17 protein-coding genes and 5 pseudogenes are annotated in these 14,372 nt (G+C 68.1%); 11 read left to right on the forward strand and 11 right to left on the reverse strand.

Annotated elements, in window-relative coordinates; all coding sequences use genetic code 11:
• Positions 1 to 44 precede the first annotated feature (44 nt).
• Positions 45 to 1,661, reverse strand: coding sequence for a replication initiator (locus tag CES90_RS43090; protein WP_189788439.1), 1,617 nt, complete (start codon positions 1,659 to 1,661; stop codon positions 45 to 47).
• Positions 1,662 to 2,033: 372 nt separating this feature from the next.
• Between CES90_RS43090 and CES90_RS43095 the strand changes: the two genes are divergently transcribed.
• A complete protein-coding gene (locus CES90_RS43095; RefSeq protein ID WP_189788438.1) occupies positions 2,034 to 2,465 on the forward strand; it encodes a GntR family transcriptional regulator in 432 nt (143 codons plus the stop codon).
• 97 nt (positions 2,466 to 2,562) lie between these two features.
• On the opposite strand, the gene CES90_RS43100 is transcribed toward CES90_RS43095, so the two are convergent.
• Positions 2,563 to 4,386: an IS481 family transposase gene (locus tag CES90_RS43100; protein ID WP_373313632.1), complete on the reverse strand. Its 1,824-nt coding sequence runs from the start codon at positions 4,384 to 4,386 to the stop codon at positions 2,563 to 2,565.
• Positions 4,387 to 5,278: 892 nt separating this feature from the next.
• On the opposite strand from CES90_RS43100, the gene CES90_RS43105 reads away from it, so the two are divergent.
• From CES90_RS43105 to CES90_RS43125, 5 genes are all read left to right on the forward strand, one after another.
• On the forward strand, positions 5,279 to 5,476 hold the full coding sequence (locus CES90_RS43105) for a hypothetical protein (RefSeq protein ID WP_155057999.1): 198 nt from the start codon (positions 5,279 to 5,281) through the stop codon (positions 5,474 to 5,476).
• A gap of 9 nt (positions 5,477 to 5,485) precedes the next feature.
• Positions 5,486 to 5,890: a type II toxin-antitoxin system VapC family toxin gene (locus CES90_RS43110; RefSeq protein WP_067249461.1), complete on the forward strand. Its 405-nt coding sequence runs from the start codon at positions 5,486 to 5,488 to the stop codon at positions 5,888 to 5,890.
• A 771-nt stretch (positions 5,891 to 6,661) separates the two neighbouring features.
• The gene (locus tag CES90_RS43115; protein WP_189788436.1) at positions 6,662 to 7,003 is read left to right on the forward strand and encodes a hypothetical protein; all 342 of its coding nucleotides are present in this window, start codon (positions 6,662 to 6,664) and stop codon (positions 7,001 to 7,003) included.
• A gap of 96 nt (positions 7,004 to 7,099) precedes the next feature.
• A complete protein-coding gene (locus CES90_RS43120) occupies positions 7,100 to 7,270 on the forward strand; it encodes a hypothetical protein (RefSeq protein ID WP_189788435.1) in 171 nt (56 codons plus the stop codon).
• 100 nt (positions 7,271 to 7,370) lie between these two features.
• Positions 7,371 to 7,751, forward strand: a complete 381-nt coding sequence (locus tag CES90_RS43125) for a polymorphic toxin-type HINT domain-containing protein (protein ID WP_189788434.1) — start codon at positions 7,371 to 7,373, stop codon at positions 7,749 to 7,751.
• An 18-nt stretch (positions 7,752 to 7,769) separates the two neighbouring features.
• Here the strand turns inward: CES90_RS43125 and CES90_RS43130 are convergent, their stop codons facing one another.
• Entirely contained in the window at positions 7,770 to 7,964 is a 195-nt protein-coding gene (locus CES90_RS43130; RefSeq protein ID WP_208921582.1) for a hypothetical protein, read from the reverse strand.
• A 40-nt stretch (positions 7,965 to 8,004) separates the two neighbouring features.
• Here CES90_RS43130 and CES90_RS50695 point away from each other — a divergent pair.
• Positions 8,005 to 8,217 (forward strand): annotated as a pseudogene (locus CES90_RS50695) (SMI1/KNR4 family protein); the annotation flags it as partial.
• A gap of 121 nt (positions 8,218 to 8,338) precedes the next feature.
• Here CES90_RS50695 and CES90_RS43135 read toward each other — a convergent pair.
• Both CES90_RS43135 and CES90_RS43140 read right to left on the reverse strand, forming a co-directional pair.
• Positions 8,339 to 8,719 carry a DoxX family protein gene (locus tag CES90_RS43135; protein ID WP_189788497.1) on the reverse strand — a complete coding sequence of 127 codons (381 nt, stop codon included), beginning with the start codon at positions 8,717 to 8,719 and terminating at the stop codon, positions 8,339 to 8,341.
• Positions 8,720 to 8,880: 161 nt separating this feature from the next.
• On the reverse strand, positions 8,881 to 9,825 hold the full coding sequence (locus tag CES90_RS43140) for an NmrA/HSCARG family protein (RefSeq protein WP_189788496.1): 945 nt from the start codon (positions 9,823 to 9,825) through the stop codon (positions 8,881 to 8,883).
• A gap of 156 nt (positions 9,826 to 9,981) precedes the next feature.
• Here CES90_RS43140 and CES90_RS43145 point away from each other — a divergent pair, with 156 nt between their 5' ends.
• Complete coding sequence (locus CES90_RS43145; protein ID WP_189788495.1) at positions 9,982 to 10,446, forward strand: MarR family winged helix-turn-helix transcriptional regulator; 465 nt, start codon at positions 9,982 to 9,984, stop codon at positions 10,444 to 10,446.
• An 89-nt stretch (positions 10,447 to 10,535) separates the two neighbouring features.
• Here the strand turns inward: CES90_RS43145 and CES90_RS43150 are convergent, their stop codons facing one another.
• From CES90_RS43150 to CES90_RS50700, 3 genes and pseudogenes are all read right to left on the reverse strand, one after another.
• Positions 10,536 to 10,679: a hypothetical protein gene (locus CES90_RS43150; protein ID WP_189788494.1), complete on the reverse strand. Its 144-nt coding sequence runs from the start codon at positions 10,677 to 10,679 to the stop codon at positions 10,536 to 10,538.
• 199 nt (positions 10,680 to 10,878) lie between these two features.
• Positions 10,879 to 11,060: pseudogene (locus CES90_RS43155) on the reverse strand (hypothetical protein); the annotation flags it as partial.
• Between the two features lie 25 nt (positions 11,061 to 11,085).
• Positions 11,086 to 11,232: a hypothetical protein gene (locus CES90_RS50700; protein ID WP_229914523.1), complete on the reverse strand. Its 147-nt coding sequence runs from the start codon at positions 11,230 to 11,232 to the stop codon at positions 11,086 to 11,088.
• Between the two features lie 131 nt (positions 11,233 to 11,363).
• Between CES90_RS50700 and CES90_RS50705 the strand changes: the two genes are divergently transcribed.
• On the forward strand, positions 11,364 to 11,507 hold the full coding sequence (locus tag CES90_RS50705; protein ID WP_229914522.1) for a hypothetical protein: 144 nt from the start codon (positions 11,364 to 11,366) through the stop codon (positions 11,505 to 11,507).
• Positions 11,508 to 11,973: 466 nt separating this feature from the next.
• On the opposite strand, the gene CES90_RS43165 is transcribed toward CES90_RS50705, so the two are convergent.
• Positions 11,974 to 12,714, reverse strand: a complete 741-nt coding sequence (locus CES90_RS43165) for a transposase (protein WP_229914521.1) — start codon at positions 12,712 to 12,714, stop codon at positions 11,974 to 11,976.
• A gap of 296 nt (positions 12,715 to 13,010) precedes the next feature.
• Here CES90_RS43165 and CES90_RS50710 point away from each other — a divergent pair.
• Positions 13,011 to 13,218, forward strand: a pseudogene (locus CES90_RS50710) (NF041680 family putative transposase); the annotation flags it as partial.
• Between the two features lie 20 nt (positions 13,219 to 13,238).
• On the opposite strand, the gene CES90_RS43170 reads toward CES90_RS50710, so the two are convergent.
• Positions 13,239 to 13,700, reverse strand: coding sequence for a hypothetical protein (locus CES90_RS43170; protein WP_189788492.1), 462 nt, complete (start codon positions 13,698 to 13,700; stop codon positions 13,239 to 13,241).
• Between the two features lie 383 nt (positions 13,701 to 14,083).
• A pseudogene (locus CES90_RS43175) lies at positions 14,084 to 14,224 on the reverse strand (IS5/IS1182 family transposase); the annotation flags it as partial.
• On the opposite strand from CES90_RS43175, the pseudogene CES90_RS43180 reads away from it, so the two are divergent.
• Positions 14,224 to 14,358 (forward strand): annotated as a pseudogene (locus CES90_RS43180) (IS21-like element helper ATPase IstB); the annotation flags it as partial. The pseudogenes CES90_RS43175 and CES90_RS43180 overlap by 1 nt on opposite strands.
• Between the last annotated feature and the right edge of the window lie 14 nt (positions 14,359 to 14,372).

Here is a 14,372-nt window from a genome sequence, read left to right on the forward strand (position 1 = left end):
TAGCGGAGTGACCGACCGGGTGACTGGTGGAGTGACCGGCGCGGTCACCGGAGCGCTCCGAGCGCCGGGTTGGGGTCGGTTGCTCGGGTCGGGGCTGCCGCGTCGCGGCCAGGAGGTCGGCGAGATGTTCGAGTTCGGGCAGGAGGCCGGTTCCGGCGTACTGCCAGTGGGAGATGACCAGCGTCGTATCCGAGTCCACGCGCTGACTGGCGGTATCGCGGTGACCTGTGGGGTGGCCGTGACCGGGTCGGTGACCGGCGGTCAGGCCGGTCGGTGACCGGCCCGGTCACCGACCGGGTGCCTGTCGGTGCGGTGGTCAGCGGTCGGCATGTCGGCTGCGGCGTCGAGTCGGCCGATTTGCGCCAGGCTGTGCGTTCGGCGCGGAGGTGGGCGAGGGTGGTGGAGTAGTGGCGGGTGCGGGTGGAGAAGTGGCCTCGGAAGCCGAGCATGTGGGCCCATTGGCGCAGGCGGAGGTGGGCGTGTCGGCGATTGGTGGCGAGGTGCCAGGCGGTGTGGATCATGCGGCGGGCGTGGTCGGTGATGCCGTGGGTCGCGAGTTCGGCGAGGAGTCGGAGGCGGCGGTCGAGAGTGCCGGTGGCGGTCTCGGCGCCTTTGGTGGCGTACTTGGCTATGTAGGTGGCGACGTGCCGGTCGGTGACCGGGCCGCCCTCGGTGAAGTCGGTGCCGCGGATCGCGCGGACGTCGATCTGCCGCCCGAACCGGAACACCAACCGCCCCGTCAGATCTGAGGCTTGGGGCGGGGGCGCGGGGGCGTATCCGGTGGGCTGTGGCTGCTTCGGCGGCTCGCCCTCGTGGTGGACGCGGGTGCGTGCGGCGGCGGCGCGGACAGCGTGGTCGAGGAGCTGGACGCTGGCCCAGGCGGGTGGGGTGCTGGTAGGGCCGGTGGGGCCGTCGAGGCGGATGACGGCGTGGAAGTGGATCTGGCCCCGTTTCTGGTACTCGGCGACCTTGGCGTACGAGAGAGTGGCGTGATGGCGCAGGACCCGCTGCGGCACCCCAGCCGCCTTGGCGATCTCGCGACGCAGGTGGGTGGTGAAGCGGGCCCACAGGGCCGGGGCGTGCGCGTTCCACAGCACCGCGCCCGCGTAGTCGTACCGCTCGGGGTCGAGCGGGGTGCCCAGCAGCCGGTCGTCGTCGGGGTGGGTGTGGCCGCAGTGGCAGCGGCCGGTGTCGGGCTGGTTGTGGACGGGGCCGAAGCCGGGTGCGGTGAGGGTGGCGAACACGCGTGGGCGGGCGGCGACGCTGGTGGGGACGGTCTTGCCGCCGCGAAGGCCTGCGGTGATGAGTTGGTAGGTGTCGTAGCGGTAGACGGTGGAGCAGGCGGGGCAGCGGGTGGCGCGGCGGTTGCCGCAGCGGACCAGCAGTTCGCCCGCCGGGAGTTGACCGGAGTCGAAGTGGTCGAGGATCTCGCCGGTCGCGCTGTCCAGACGGGTGCGGTGCCCAGTGAGGCGGATCGGGTGCGCGCACCCGCCGAGCGTGCTGATCTGTCGTGCGAGGGGTGCGAGTTGGCCGGTGGCGGCGAGCTTCGCCAGCTTGCCGGTCAACCTGGCGCGGCGCTCCAGCGCCGCATGCCGACCGGCGGACGCGTCGGTGGTGCTGTGCGTCGGGGTGGGCGGCGCGGTTGGTGCGGCGAACCTCATGGCGGCAGACAGTGTGCTTGCGGGGGACGGGACTTGGAGCTGTGCGGGCATGGGTGAATGGCCTTTCGGCGGAAGGCGGAACGTGAGAGGGGCGGCGCGGGGTGCGTGGGCAGGCCGAAGCATTCGGCTCACAGGGGAACGGGCGCCTCGTGGGTGGGCGCGGATGCCGGGACCGGCGGGGTCTGGGCGGAGTGCGCGCGGTGATCACCGGCGGGTGCGTGACGTTAACATCGGCCCACAGGCGCATTCAAGTACATCCATCCTGATTCCTTTCTTGTGAGTGGTGGGGCGCGGGTAGTGTGGGGCCGGTTTCCCGGTTTGGACGGGCCGGATCTTGCTGGTAAAGGGCGTGGAAAGCGGGGGTGACCGGGCGTGGTGGTGGGGCGGCGCGGGCGCAGGCCGGCGGGCAGTGGGGTGCAGTTGACGTTCGAGGTGATCGCCGAGATCCTGCGCGAGCGGATCCGCTCGGGCGGGTTGCGGCCGGGGGACGCGTTGCCGACGCAGGCCGTGTTGATGCGGGAGTTCGGGGCGGCGAGCCTGACCGTGCAGAAGGCCATGGCCCTGTTGAAGCAGGACGGGTGGGCGGTCTCCCGCCCCGGCAAGGGAGCCTTCGTCGCCCACCACGACCACGCTGCCGACAATGCCGATGACCTCGACGGCCCGGACGCGACCGCATCCGTCGGCGGGACGGCGGCTCGCGTCGAGGCGCTGGAACGTGCGCTGGCCGAGGCCGCTCAGCAGATTGCCGACCTTCGTGGCCGCGTCGAGGCACTGGAGTCAGGCGGCGGCGGGCGGGGCCACTGACCCGCCGTGCCGGGACGCTGGAACAGGACGCTGGTCAGGCTGTCTAGTCCCAGGTGATGCTTGACGTTCTGGTCCCAGCTGATGCCTGACGGTGGGCCTAGACAACATCGGAAACCTTGTAGGGCTTGTCAGCCTTCACGTGGCGGACGGGGATGTCGGTAGTGCGCTGGATGACGCGGACCTGGCCGTCCAGCTCGACCGTGAGGGTCGATTCCGACACGTGCACGGTGATGGTCCGGCCTGCGTACGGGCGGCCGAGGGAGACCCTCTGCCGACAGACCATGACCGTGCCCACCGCGCTGACCCGCCGCTGGACACGCACCGGCTCCACCCGGGGCCGTGGCGGCGGGCCCGCAGGCCGCAGACCACGCAGACGCTGCACCTCATCCGGGGTGAGCGGGTTGGGCCGCACCCGCAGCAGCTCCCGCGAAGACGGGTCGAAGAACGACAGCGTGGCCTCGTCGATCCGGACGCCCACCTGCCGCCCGCCCAGGATCTCCGCTGCCAGCACCTGGCGCCCGGCCAGGCCCACCAGCCCGCTGTTGTTCACGGTCCGGTCCACCTCGAACGCGGCCCCCTCACCCACCGGCAGCGGAGACGGACCCGCCGCACGCCCGCCCCGAGCCGCCAGCTGCGCCAGATCCGCCACCGACAGATGCGACCGCACCGTCTTGATCCGCGCCCCGGCGACCAGCAGATGGATCACCTGCGTGTCGGCCCAGAACGTCACCGTCAGACCCGACCGGGCCGGACCCAGCCAGAACTGCTTGCCCGCGACCTGGAGATTCCCACACGCAGGCACCACCCGCTCGAACTCCACCGGCCCGCCATGCTCGACCGGCGCCAGGTCACCCGCCGCCCTCTGATCCGGCAGCTCAGGCACGGCCGTCACCGGCTCAGCCGGTTCCACTGCAGAGGGCTCCACTACAGGAGCCGTCCGCTGCTGCGGGACGAGCGCGAGGACCCCGGGCACCCTCAAGCCGAGCACCTCCCGCTCATGCTCGGGAACAGGCGTGAACTGGTCCGCAGGGCTCTGCATCCCAAGCGCCTGATGCGGACGCGAGGAGTTGTACTCCTCAACCCACGCATCCAGCGCCCGCTGAGCTGCCTGGACACTCTCGAACGGGCCGCAGTCATCGAGGAGTTCACGCCGCAGCGTCTGGTGGAACCGCTCGACCTTGCCCGTCGTGGTCGGCGAGGCCGGCTGCGTCAGCCGGTGCGCGATCCCGTTCTCCCGGCAGATCCGGTCGAACAACACCTCACCGCCCTGCCCGAACCGGTCGGTGAACTGCTTGCCGTTGTCGGTGAGCACCTCCTGCGGCACCCCGAACGCCCGCAGAGCATGGACGAACGCCGAGCAGACCGCCCGCCCCGTCGCCCGGGCCACCACTGACGCGATCACGCAGTACCGGGAATGATCGTCCACACCCGTCACGATCTTCGCCTCGGTCAGCTCGCCCGTGACCGGGTCGACCAGCATCACCCCGCCGACGATGTCCATCTGCCACAACTGCATCGGCTCATCGCGCTGCCAGCGCTTGTAATCCGACCGCTTCCGGCGCCGCACGCCCGGCTCCACGAGCCCATGCCGCACCAAGATCCGGTAGACCGTCATCCGCGACGGCACCGGATCCACCACACCAGCCCGCTCCAGCACATGAGCGATCCGCCGCGGACCCCACCGAGGATGCTTACGCCGCAGCTCACACACCGCCGCCTCCACCTCGGCAGAGGCCTGATGCGGACACGAGGCAGGCCTACGCGAACGGTCCACCAACCCCGCCAGACCCGAGGCGGCATACCGCGACTTCCACCCGCTGACCGTCTGCCGGGACACACCCAGCTGAGCAGCGACCTCCGTCACCGTCGCACCCGCCAGCACCGCAAGCACAGCCCGGTATCTCTGCTCAACAACCGACAACTCCACCAGCGCCAATCCCGGCCTCCCCACACACGCCGCAACGACGCGCACAGAAAAGCCGATCACGGCCACTGTCAACCATCAGCTGGGACCGAAGTGTCAAGCATCTACCGGGACCGGACAAGACGCTGGTCAGGCGATGCGTCCAGATTTTCTCTACGAGGTTCAAGGCGGCGCCCGCCCGCCAGAGCCGGCCACCGCCGCCGACCGACCCGCCGTCGGGCAAGCAGCCGACGCCCGTCCTGGGCGCGGCGGGTGGTCGGACCCACGCGTGAGCTTGGTGCCGCCGGATCCAAGTTGCGGCGTGGAGCCCCTCGCGCTTCGCACAGCAAGTTGTCGCCCACGACCGTCCTACGGCCGGATCGCAGGCACAGGGCTGGCCAGGGGGCCGACCCTTCGCGTCTATCGCCAGGCTCACCGAGGGCGGTGGCCGACGTTGCCTTCGGCGGGGAGCATGAAGCTCCCGGCGCCCCGCCATCGGCCGATCCCTCCCCACCCGGATCTGGAAAACATGCACTCGGCCGTTCGCCGCGGCCTGCTCCCTGCGCGGTCCACGGATGCGCGTTGGGCCTTGAGCGGCGACTGACTCAGGATCCGTCGACGGCTGGTGACCGAGCTGAGCAGACCCCGGCTTCCGGCGCGGCAAGCCGTCCGGGCGGACGCACTGATGTAGCAGGACCAAGTGCCTGCCCCATTCATTGGCCCGGTGTATGGCCCCTGCCCGTACCCGACCACACCCCCAGGCAAGCCATCGGCCCAGGATCCCGCCGGCACCTGCGAGGATCGGCGCACGCACGTTCGGAGATCGGCTGTGGGGTGAAGCCCGGTGTCGGCGCGGTGCAGCCCCCGTATGCTGGCCTCGGTAGCCGCATCCCATCCCGTGGAGGTCCCGATGAGCACACCCGACGCGGAGTATTCCGGCTACCCACCGCTTCGGCCCCGAGTTTCGGTCGAGGAACTGCTGGCCGCGAAGAACACCCAGCCGATCCGGTCCCTGGACGACCTCGCCGCCGACACCTTCGAGTCGGACGAGGAACTGGAGGAGTTCCTGGCCTTCACGTACGCCGAGCGCCACCGCGACGTCGCCTGAGCCGCCGCCGTGCAACCCGTCATCCTCGATACCGACGTCGCCTCGCTGTCCCACAAGCGCAAGCTCACCGGCCCGCTCGCCACCAGGCTGATCGGCCGCAAGCCGCTGATCACCTTCGTGACCTTCGGTGAACTGACCAAGTGGACCGAGATCCGTCACTGGGGCACCCGCAGCCGCCAGGAACTCGCCGACTGGCTCTCCGGCATCCCGATCCTTCCCGGCGACGAAGCCGTCGCCGCAACCTGGGGCCGCCTGTCAGCCGCGGGCATACAACGCGGACGACCACGCCCGATCAACGACATGTGGATCGCGGCCTGTGCCCTCACCTACGACCTGCCGCTGGCCACGCTCAACCTCAAGGACTACGAGGACTTCCAAGCCCACCACGGTCTGCGCATCCTCGGCACGGAGTAGCCGCCTGCGCAGCCGGACCGGGCTCCCAGACCAGGCAGCGGCCCGTGACCAGGCTGACCAAGAACGGGCTGTCGGCGCATGGCCTCCGACGGGGAGCCAAGCTGGCCCCCTCCGAGCGGCGAACCCGTCCCGCCCCGGCCCCGCACTGCCGAACCGGCGGACGGCCGAGCCGCCGCGAGTCCCCAGCCCTGCCTGAGGGGTCAAGACCCTTGACGGCAGTAGTGACGGCAACAACCACGAACAACCCCGGCCGAACCCGCACCTCAGCGGACCGCCGAATATCACTTGACCTGCGAAAACGCAGGTAGAGAGAGGCCGCGCAGCACACGTACTATGTGGTGGCGGGGGCTACGCCGGTCCTCGTTCACAACTGCAACCTGGGTGACTATGCCGACAGCCTGCGTGCTGGCTTCAATAAAACGGATGGCCCCTTCTTTGCGGCGAAATACACATCACCGTCAGGGCGAACCTATTTTGGTCACTCGGGTCATGACCTGACGCCAGCTCCCGGTGGAGAGGTGGATTCTCTCGTGCGGCAGTTCACGCCTGAGGGGGGTCGCTACCATGCGGGATGTGCTGAAACGATGTGCCTCATCCAGGCGGAGGCGGCCGAGGGTGCGGCCGGGATCCGAGGGGGATCGTTCGAAGTGGTAAAGGTGCGGGGATTGAATTCTCCGCCCGGTGGCGCGCACGGCACGCCTGCCAGTCCATGTGCGTTGGTCTGTCAGCCCAGGCTGCAACATCAGGGGATCAGTTTCGAAGGTGGTTGATGTGGCCAGAGAGCACCTCCAGGTTAATCGATTCGGGTTTGCCGAATATGAAGACATGATTGAGCTCGCCCATGGAGTAGATGCTCCAAGGGTGGTGGGAGTGTTGAGTTCGATCGTGGAGCTGGTTCTCGCAGGGGAAGACGACATGCTCGATTCGCTATCGGATGGTGCGCAAGCAGATTTCGTAGTCCCCCTAGGGATGTGCGCGAGGATGCTTTCGAGTGGTGATTATTCGGCGCTGGAGCTGGTCTCTGCCGCCTGCACCGTGAGATATAGCGCCGAATCCCACATGTCTGAGTTTCCGGGCGACCTCGCGCAAATGCTGTCTCAGTTGCCTCGCTGAGGGATAGCGATGGCAAGCCAGAGGCCCCGCCGGGTGAGGAGTCCTGGCGGGGTCTCTGGGGTGGGTGACGGAAGTAGTGGAAGTTCCAGGAGCAGGGTGGCGGTCGAGAAGACCAAGGACGCGGTCGACGCCGCCGACAAGGTCACCCCGCCGGTCACCCCGAAGCCGAAGGAGAAGCCGGCCCCGGCACCTCCGGCCAAGGCCAAGGAGGCACCCGAGGCCAAGAAGGGCGACTCCGGCGGCAAGAAGGGGCGACGGCGCGGATAAGAAGTCCGACACCGGAGGGGGTGGCAAGGACGCCGACGCACCCGCTGCGGGCGGCTCCTGCAAGACGAGCAACAGCTTCATCCCTGGCACGCTCGTCCTGATGGCCGACGGCTCCGCCAAGCCGATCGAGGACGTCGAGACCGGTGACAAGGTCCTTGCCACGGACCCCGAGACCGGCGAGACCACAACGGAGACGGTCACCGCCGAGATCAAGGGCGAGGGCCTCAAGCACCTGGTCGAACTCACCGTTGACACGGACGGCGACACGGGCACGGCCACGGCCACGATCACCGCGACCGACGGCCACCCCTTCTGGGTCCCCTCACTCGGCGAATGGATCGACGCCACCGACCTCAAGAGCGGCCAGTGGCTGCGCACGAGCGCGGGCACTCTGGTCCAGATCACAGCGGTGGAACACCGGACCAGCGGGTCGGCCACCGTCCACAACCTGACGGTCGACAACGCCCACACGTACTATTGATCCGAAACTCAAAGGGTTCTATTCGAGGATGTAGCGGACGTGGGGTCCGCCGAAGTAGCCGCGGACGATGTGCGGCGCCTTGAGCGAGACCTGGAACACCGCCGCGACGTCCTCACGAGTCCGGCCGGCCACCAACGCGGCCACCGCCCGCAGCCGAAGAACCTCCTGCGCCGACGGCGACAACTGCCGTGCGTCCCCCACCAGTTCACTCACACAGGGATCAACGACCCGGAACACCTACCGTTTCGGATCAATAGGCATAACCGGCCCTCTCACCGGGCGCATGCTCACCGGCAACGCAGACGGCTTCTGGGGCCCGAACGTCTCCTCAGCCCCGGACTTTCTCGCCTGGTATGAACGATGGCTCGACCACATGGCTGGCGGACAGGACAACCGGGCTCTGGAGCTCACCTCACCCCAGCTCCGAGCGCATCCGATTCGGCAGCGGCTCGCTCACTCGCCGTGACCACTCCACAGAACCTGAGCCAGAACCGAAACCGGTGAACAAAGCCACCCACCTGCGGTCTTCGCGTCGCGGCTTGTTACGGCCCTTCCACGGTGCGGCCTCAGCTTGACGCTGCCGGTGATCAGGTGAAGGGGTACGGGCCGAAGCGGCCCCACGCCACCGCACCGGCCAGCACGATCAGCACGAGGTTCGTCACGATCGCGCTGGACTCCTTGCGGCTGGCGTGGGTCATCGCCGCCCCGACCATCAGCAGCACGAGGCCGACGGCGGCCAGCGGCACCAGGACGGGGATGATGTCCAGCGCGGCGGGCAGGATCAACCCGACCGCGGCCAGCACCTCCAGGGCGCCGATCAGCTTGAGCGTGCCCGGAGAGAAGTCCTCGGCCCACGCCATGTTCGGCGAGGCGGCGAGCTTCTCCTTCGGCTGGGCCAGCTTCGCGCCGCCGGCGGCCAGGAAGAGCGCGGCGAGCAGGCCGGCCAGAATCCACAAAGCGATGTTCATGAGTTGACCAATCAGGGGGAGGCAGACAGGGCCCCGACGTTCTCGTGATGCGTCCCGATGTGCGGGACGAAAGCGGCGCTCAGCGGGAACGCCGGGGCCCTGGGGATCAGATGCGTGGAATGGGGATCAGGTGCGTGGAATGAAGTCCGCCGGGTCGCCCGTCAGGCGCCGGCGAACGCGTGCTTGTGTGCGTTCAGCCACTGCTGGAACGTCTGCAGTTGCGGGTTCAGGTCGCGGACGACGTCGAGGTCGCGGACCGCGTTGAACTGCGGCACTTCCGCGTAGAACTGGAACATGTTCCCCGTCTCGGCCGCGGCGGGGAACGGCTGCGCCCGCATCGCGTCGAAGGGCACCGGCACGTACGCCACGTCTTCGCCCAGGGCCGCGCTGAGCTGCTCGGCCATCTGCTTGCCGGTCAGGTGCTCGCCGGCGATGGACACGGTGCGGCCCACGAGGTCACCGCCGCGGCGGAAGATGCCGTAGGCGGTCCTGCCGATGTCTTCGGCGGCGATGCCGGCGAGCGGACTGTCGGCCATCGGCATGGCCAGCACGAGCCGGCCGTCGTCTCCCCGTCGCGGCGCCATCGGGCCGAGCAGGTTCTCCCAGTAGAAAGTGGTCTGCAGGAAGGTGCTCGGCACCCCGGCATCGGTGAAGAACTGGTTGGCCTCGGCCTTGGCGTCGAAGTGCGGCACCTTGTAGCCGCCCATCAGCGTCGGCATGCGCTCGTCGTCGAGCGGGATGTAGTCGCGGGTGTCCTCCAGCGTCGACCAGATCACATGGGCCACACCCGCGGCCTTGGCGGCCCGGGCCATGGCTGCCGCCTCCTGCTTCTCCCGCTCGGGCGACATGTCCTCCCAGAAGTTGGTCACCAGGAACGCCCCATGCGCCCCGTCGAACGCCTCCGTCAGGCTCCCCAGGTCGCCGGTGTCGGCCTTCACCACCTCGGCACCCAGCGCCGTGAGCTCGCGCGCGGCGTCCGAGTCGGGACGGCGGGTCAGCGCACGTACCGCGAACCCACCATCGGCGTCGGCCAGGATCGCCCTGGCCAGCCCGCCTCCCTGGGCGCCGGTCGCACCGACCACCGCGATCACCTTCTTCTCCGCCACGGCCTTCTCCTTCTTGTTGGGGCGGGGGTGACACACCCCCGTACATGACGAATCATGCATCTAGCCATTCGAAAGTGCATGACGTGTCAAATGATGTGTCATGCATGTTAGGTGTGAGTGCATGACATGTCAAACATCCAGGTAAACTCGTTGCGCATGAACGACACACCCACATGGCTGAGCCCCGCCGAGCAGCACGCCTGGCGTGCCTTCATCCGCCTGCACCAGAAGCTCTGGGCCACGCTGGAGCGTGACCTGAAGGCGCACAAACTGTCCGGCGCCGACTTCCAGATCCTCGTCGCCCTCACCGACACCCCCGACGGTCGGCAGCGATTCCAGGACCTCGCCAGCACCATCGAGTGGGAACAGAGCCGCCTGTCCCACCAGATCGCCAGGATGATCAAACGCGGCCTGGTGGCCCGGGAGGAATGCGCCGAGGACGGACGCGGTGCCTTCGTCGCCATTACACTGGCCGGCCGCAAAACCATCGAGGCCGCCGCACCCCACCATGTAGCCGCGGTCCGCCGCCTGGTCATCGACGTCCTCAGCCCGGATGAACTCACCACCTTCGCGCGGCTCTCCAATTGCATCCTCGAACAACTGGACAACGAGCCACCGTGACCCTCACCGCGGTCCTCGCACTGGTGACGCCGCCGATTACTGTCTTCGCTCGTCTCAGAGGACCCATGAGACAGCCAGAAATACTTGCCCTAACGCGACTGTTCCCATTCGACCTCGGGGTGCGCGTCGACCGACGCCGTGGTGAAGGCCGGCACGTCGACCGCCCCGGCCCAGGAGGTGCCGTACCTCACCTCTCGCCACTCCGTGGGCTTGATCCATGCCAGGGTCCGCATGTGGTCGAACTCGCCTCACCCTGAGACGGTCGGTGGCCTGGTCGGGACCGAGCGGGGTGACGGCGGTGACCAGGTCGGCCACGTCTCGCGCCGGCCCGCGGCGTCGACCTGGTTGGGGTTGAGGGGCGAGCCGTTCCGGGTTGCCGCTGAGCTCGGTCAGCAGGCCGCGCGCGATGAGCCGGCGGACCGCGAACGCGGTCACGTTCGCCCGCTCATCGAGCTGTTCGAGGAGCGGATTGCGCATGGTCCAGTGGGCGTGCCGCCGTCGAAGAAGCCGAGCACGGCGGCGTTGGCGTCCGAGGTGAACTTCACCCGGCACCGCTCCCACTGCGGGGTCTCCCCGGCAGCACGTGATTGCGGCCACTGGCGCCGGTGCCGCAGCCGTGACGACCTCGATGGTCGTGCCTCAGGCCGCTGCAGCAGCGTCCCGTGGTCGCTCGAAGGAGCAGCTGTTCACGTTCGACAACTCGGCGCTGGTGTTCATCAACAACTCCTGGGACGACCCGGCCTTCCGCCAGGCGATACGGAAAACCAGCCGCCGCAATTTCATCATGCTCGGCCTGTGGACCGAGATCTGCTTGGCCTACCCGGTGGCGGAGATGCAGGCCGCAGGTCTCAGGACGACGTTCCCCGCGGACGCGGTCGGCGGCGTCACCAAGGAGGCACGACCTGGCGGTCCAGCGCATGGCCCAGGCCGGCAGCGTACCCAACTCGACCTTCGCGCTGATCTCCGAGTCGGGCCTCGACTGGGCCTCTCCGCAGGGGCCGATCATGAGGGAGGTCGCCGACTGGCAACTGGAGGAACTGGAGAAGCTCAACCAGGCCTGACCCTGGCCTCAGCGAACGCTCCGCTCCACATGGAGCGGAGCCACCGCCTCGATCGCCGCCCACCCCTGCTCCGCGATCACCACGAAGGCGCCGCGGCACCAGTCTTACTCACCGGGTGCCCGGCGCCCGCCCGGCTTGGGCCCCGGCCACCCGGTGAGTCGTCAGTCGGTCCGGCCCGAGCGATGTTCCTGTCATCCACCTGGGCAACTGGCGTCGGTCGCTGTCCTGCCTTTCTCTCGTTGAGAGATCGCGGAGACGGCCGACGCCCCCGATGAGGTGGGAGAGACGTCCGATCATGCCGCCCGGTGCGCTGGTGCAAGAGGTGCGAACAAGTGGTGCGTCCACACCGTCATCCACGCCCGGCCCGTCTGGACCTTGAAGGCGGAGATCCGTGCTCTGACCTGAGCCTGACTCTGTCGGGGATCTTGGATTTGCCGAGGTCAGCTGCCCAGGGTTCGCCAGGACTTCAGCCGGGGTATCTCGCGCTGGTCGAGGTAGTTCTGGAAGGCAGTCGGTCGGCGGGGCGTAGGTGCTTCCTCAGCCGGTGGCAGTCCGCTGAGCGCTCGATGTTGACGGCGATGGCCGTCAGGACGTGCTGGATGTGGGCCGTTCCCTGTCCTCGGTAGCGGCAGCGCCGCATGCCGTGTCCGTGGGCGAACTCGTTGACCGTGCCCTCCACTCCCGAGCGGACCGCATAGCGGGTCTTCCATTCGGGCGTCTGTTGCTCGGTGCGGACGCGGAGTTGCAGGTCGCGGAGTTCTCGTGGGGGAAACCCCACGGTGCGGGCACTGTCGGCGGTGGTGGTGCACTGGATGCGGGTCGGGCAGGGGCGGCACTGGCTCTTGGTGAACCTGGCCACGATCAGCGGGGCCGCGGTGGGCGAGGAGGTCGGGTAGGGGCCGTGCCAGCCCGCGCTGACCTGTCCCTGGGGGCAAGTGACCTGCTGACGGTCGTAGTCGATGTGGAAGTCGTCCCGGGCGAAGCCCTCGTTTCGGCGGTGTTGGCGGGTGGGGTTGCTCCGGAGCGGCCCGGAGAGGGTGACCTGGTGTTCACGGGTGGCTTGTTCCAGGTGGGGCAGGGAGGTGTAGCCGGCGTCGACCAGGTGCTCGGCGGGCAGCAGTCCGCGATGCGCCAGGCGGGTGTGGATGCCGGGCAGGACCTGGCTGTCGTGGGTGGTGGCCGCGGTGGCGGCCACGTCCGTGATCACGTTGGGGCCGTCGGGAGCACAGGCGGCAGCGGGGCGAAGCACCGCAGTTCGAGCCCGTCCTGGAAGCGATCCGCTGCGGGATCAACCGCCTCACTCGCCACCGGGCCGTGGCCTCTCGGTACGACAAGCCTGCCGCCCGCTACACGACCGTGCTGTACGCAGTCCTCAATTGTTGGGCGGTACGTCGAGCCGTACGTGCTCACTCGTCCGGGGATTCGCCGGGCAGGCGGACGGCCTTCGCATGATCATGCGTTCCGCCACGGAATCATGTTCATACGAAGGCCGCAGAGGTGAGCGTGCTGGACCAGGATGCCCAGCGGGACGCGTTCGACTTCACGTCACACTTCCGGGAGGACTTCTACGCGTGCCTGACCTCGCGCGGTGACCTCCTGTTCGAGGTGGCGGACGCGATGTTGTGCGAGAACGGGCCTGTTGACCTCGCCGGTCGATCTGACTCCGTTGGCCGAACACCGCCGCGGCCACGGCGCGTTGTACGACGCCATGACGGTAGACATCCGCCGAACTTATACGCCGTGAATCCTTCCGCAGGTGCTGGGCTTCCCGATCTCGCAGACGTAGATCATGACGTCGGCCACGTTGTAGCCCCTGCCCGATTCCCCGATCCGGGTGTACTCGGTGGAGTGGGAATAATCCCACTTGGTGCCCGTCCATTTGCTGTAGGTGGCATAGAGCGAATACGTTCCGCCGCAAGTGAGAATCCGGCGGACGTTGAAGTCCCACCGGGTGTTGTAGGCGGCCCTGCCCTGCTTGTGGGCGGTGTAGTCGTAGTAGTAATACCCCTCGGCCCGACCGCAGCCGTTCCGGGTAGAAGCCTCGTAGTGCCCGCCTGCCGCGTGCGCCGGCCCGGCGAACCCGACCAGTACCGCCACCCCCGCAGCGGCGATTCCGATTCCCCGAGCAGCGGACTTGAACCAGCCCTGCACGGGCCTCTCCCTCAGATCGTCTGTTACCAGGTCTTTGAGCATTGTTCCCCCTTCATCATTTGAGCAACTGTTCTTCCTCATCACAGGAACCTACGGACAGAGCTACGCGTATCGCGTCCCACGGTTGTATGACGTTCCGCTCCACCCAACGCGTCAGCGGGGTAAACCACGACGGTATTCGGTGATGGATCATCCAACGAGCGCGGCAGCTCTCGGCTGGACAGCCGAGACCGTGACCAGAGTCTTGCCCGGAGGTTGTGGGCATGGGGATAGCACTGCGCGCCACCTGCTTAGCCCTGGGCGCCAGGATGTGCTCGCACAAATGCATGACGGTAGTCAGTCGGCGTGGTGCCGTAAGCGGTGCGGAAGACACGGATGAAGTCGGGGGGCGGGTAATCCCAAGACCGGGAATTCAAGACGGTGTTCTACGTGGTGAGGCGGACCAGTCGTTTGTAGCAGCACAGGGCTGTGGCGAGGCCGAGGAAGACCTGATAGTTGCGGGAATGTCGTTCATAGCGAGGGCTGAGTCGGCGGTAGCCGGACAGTCACGAGACCGTCCGCTCGATTCACGGACCCGCGGCTCTGCGCGGCCAGCGTCGACCGGCTGACGTTCAACGGCACCATCATCGAAACCGGCACCGACTCCTGCCGCCTCGCCTCCACCCGGGCACGAGCCGAGGAGCCCGCCAAGACCGGCTGACCCAGAGAGCTGAC

The organism is Streptomyces capitiformicae (assembly GCF_002214185.1).
In the GTDB taxonomy this organism is placed as follows: Bacteria; Actinomycetota; Actinomycetes; order Streptomycetales; family Streptomycetaceae; genus Streptomyces; species Streptomyces capitiformicae.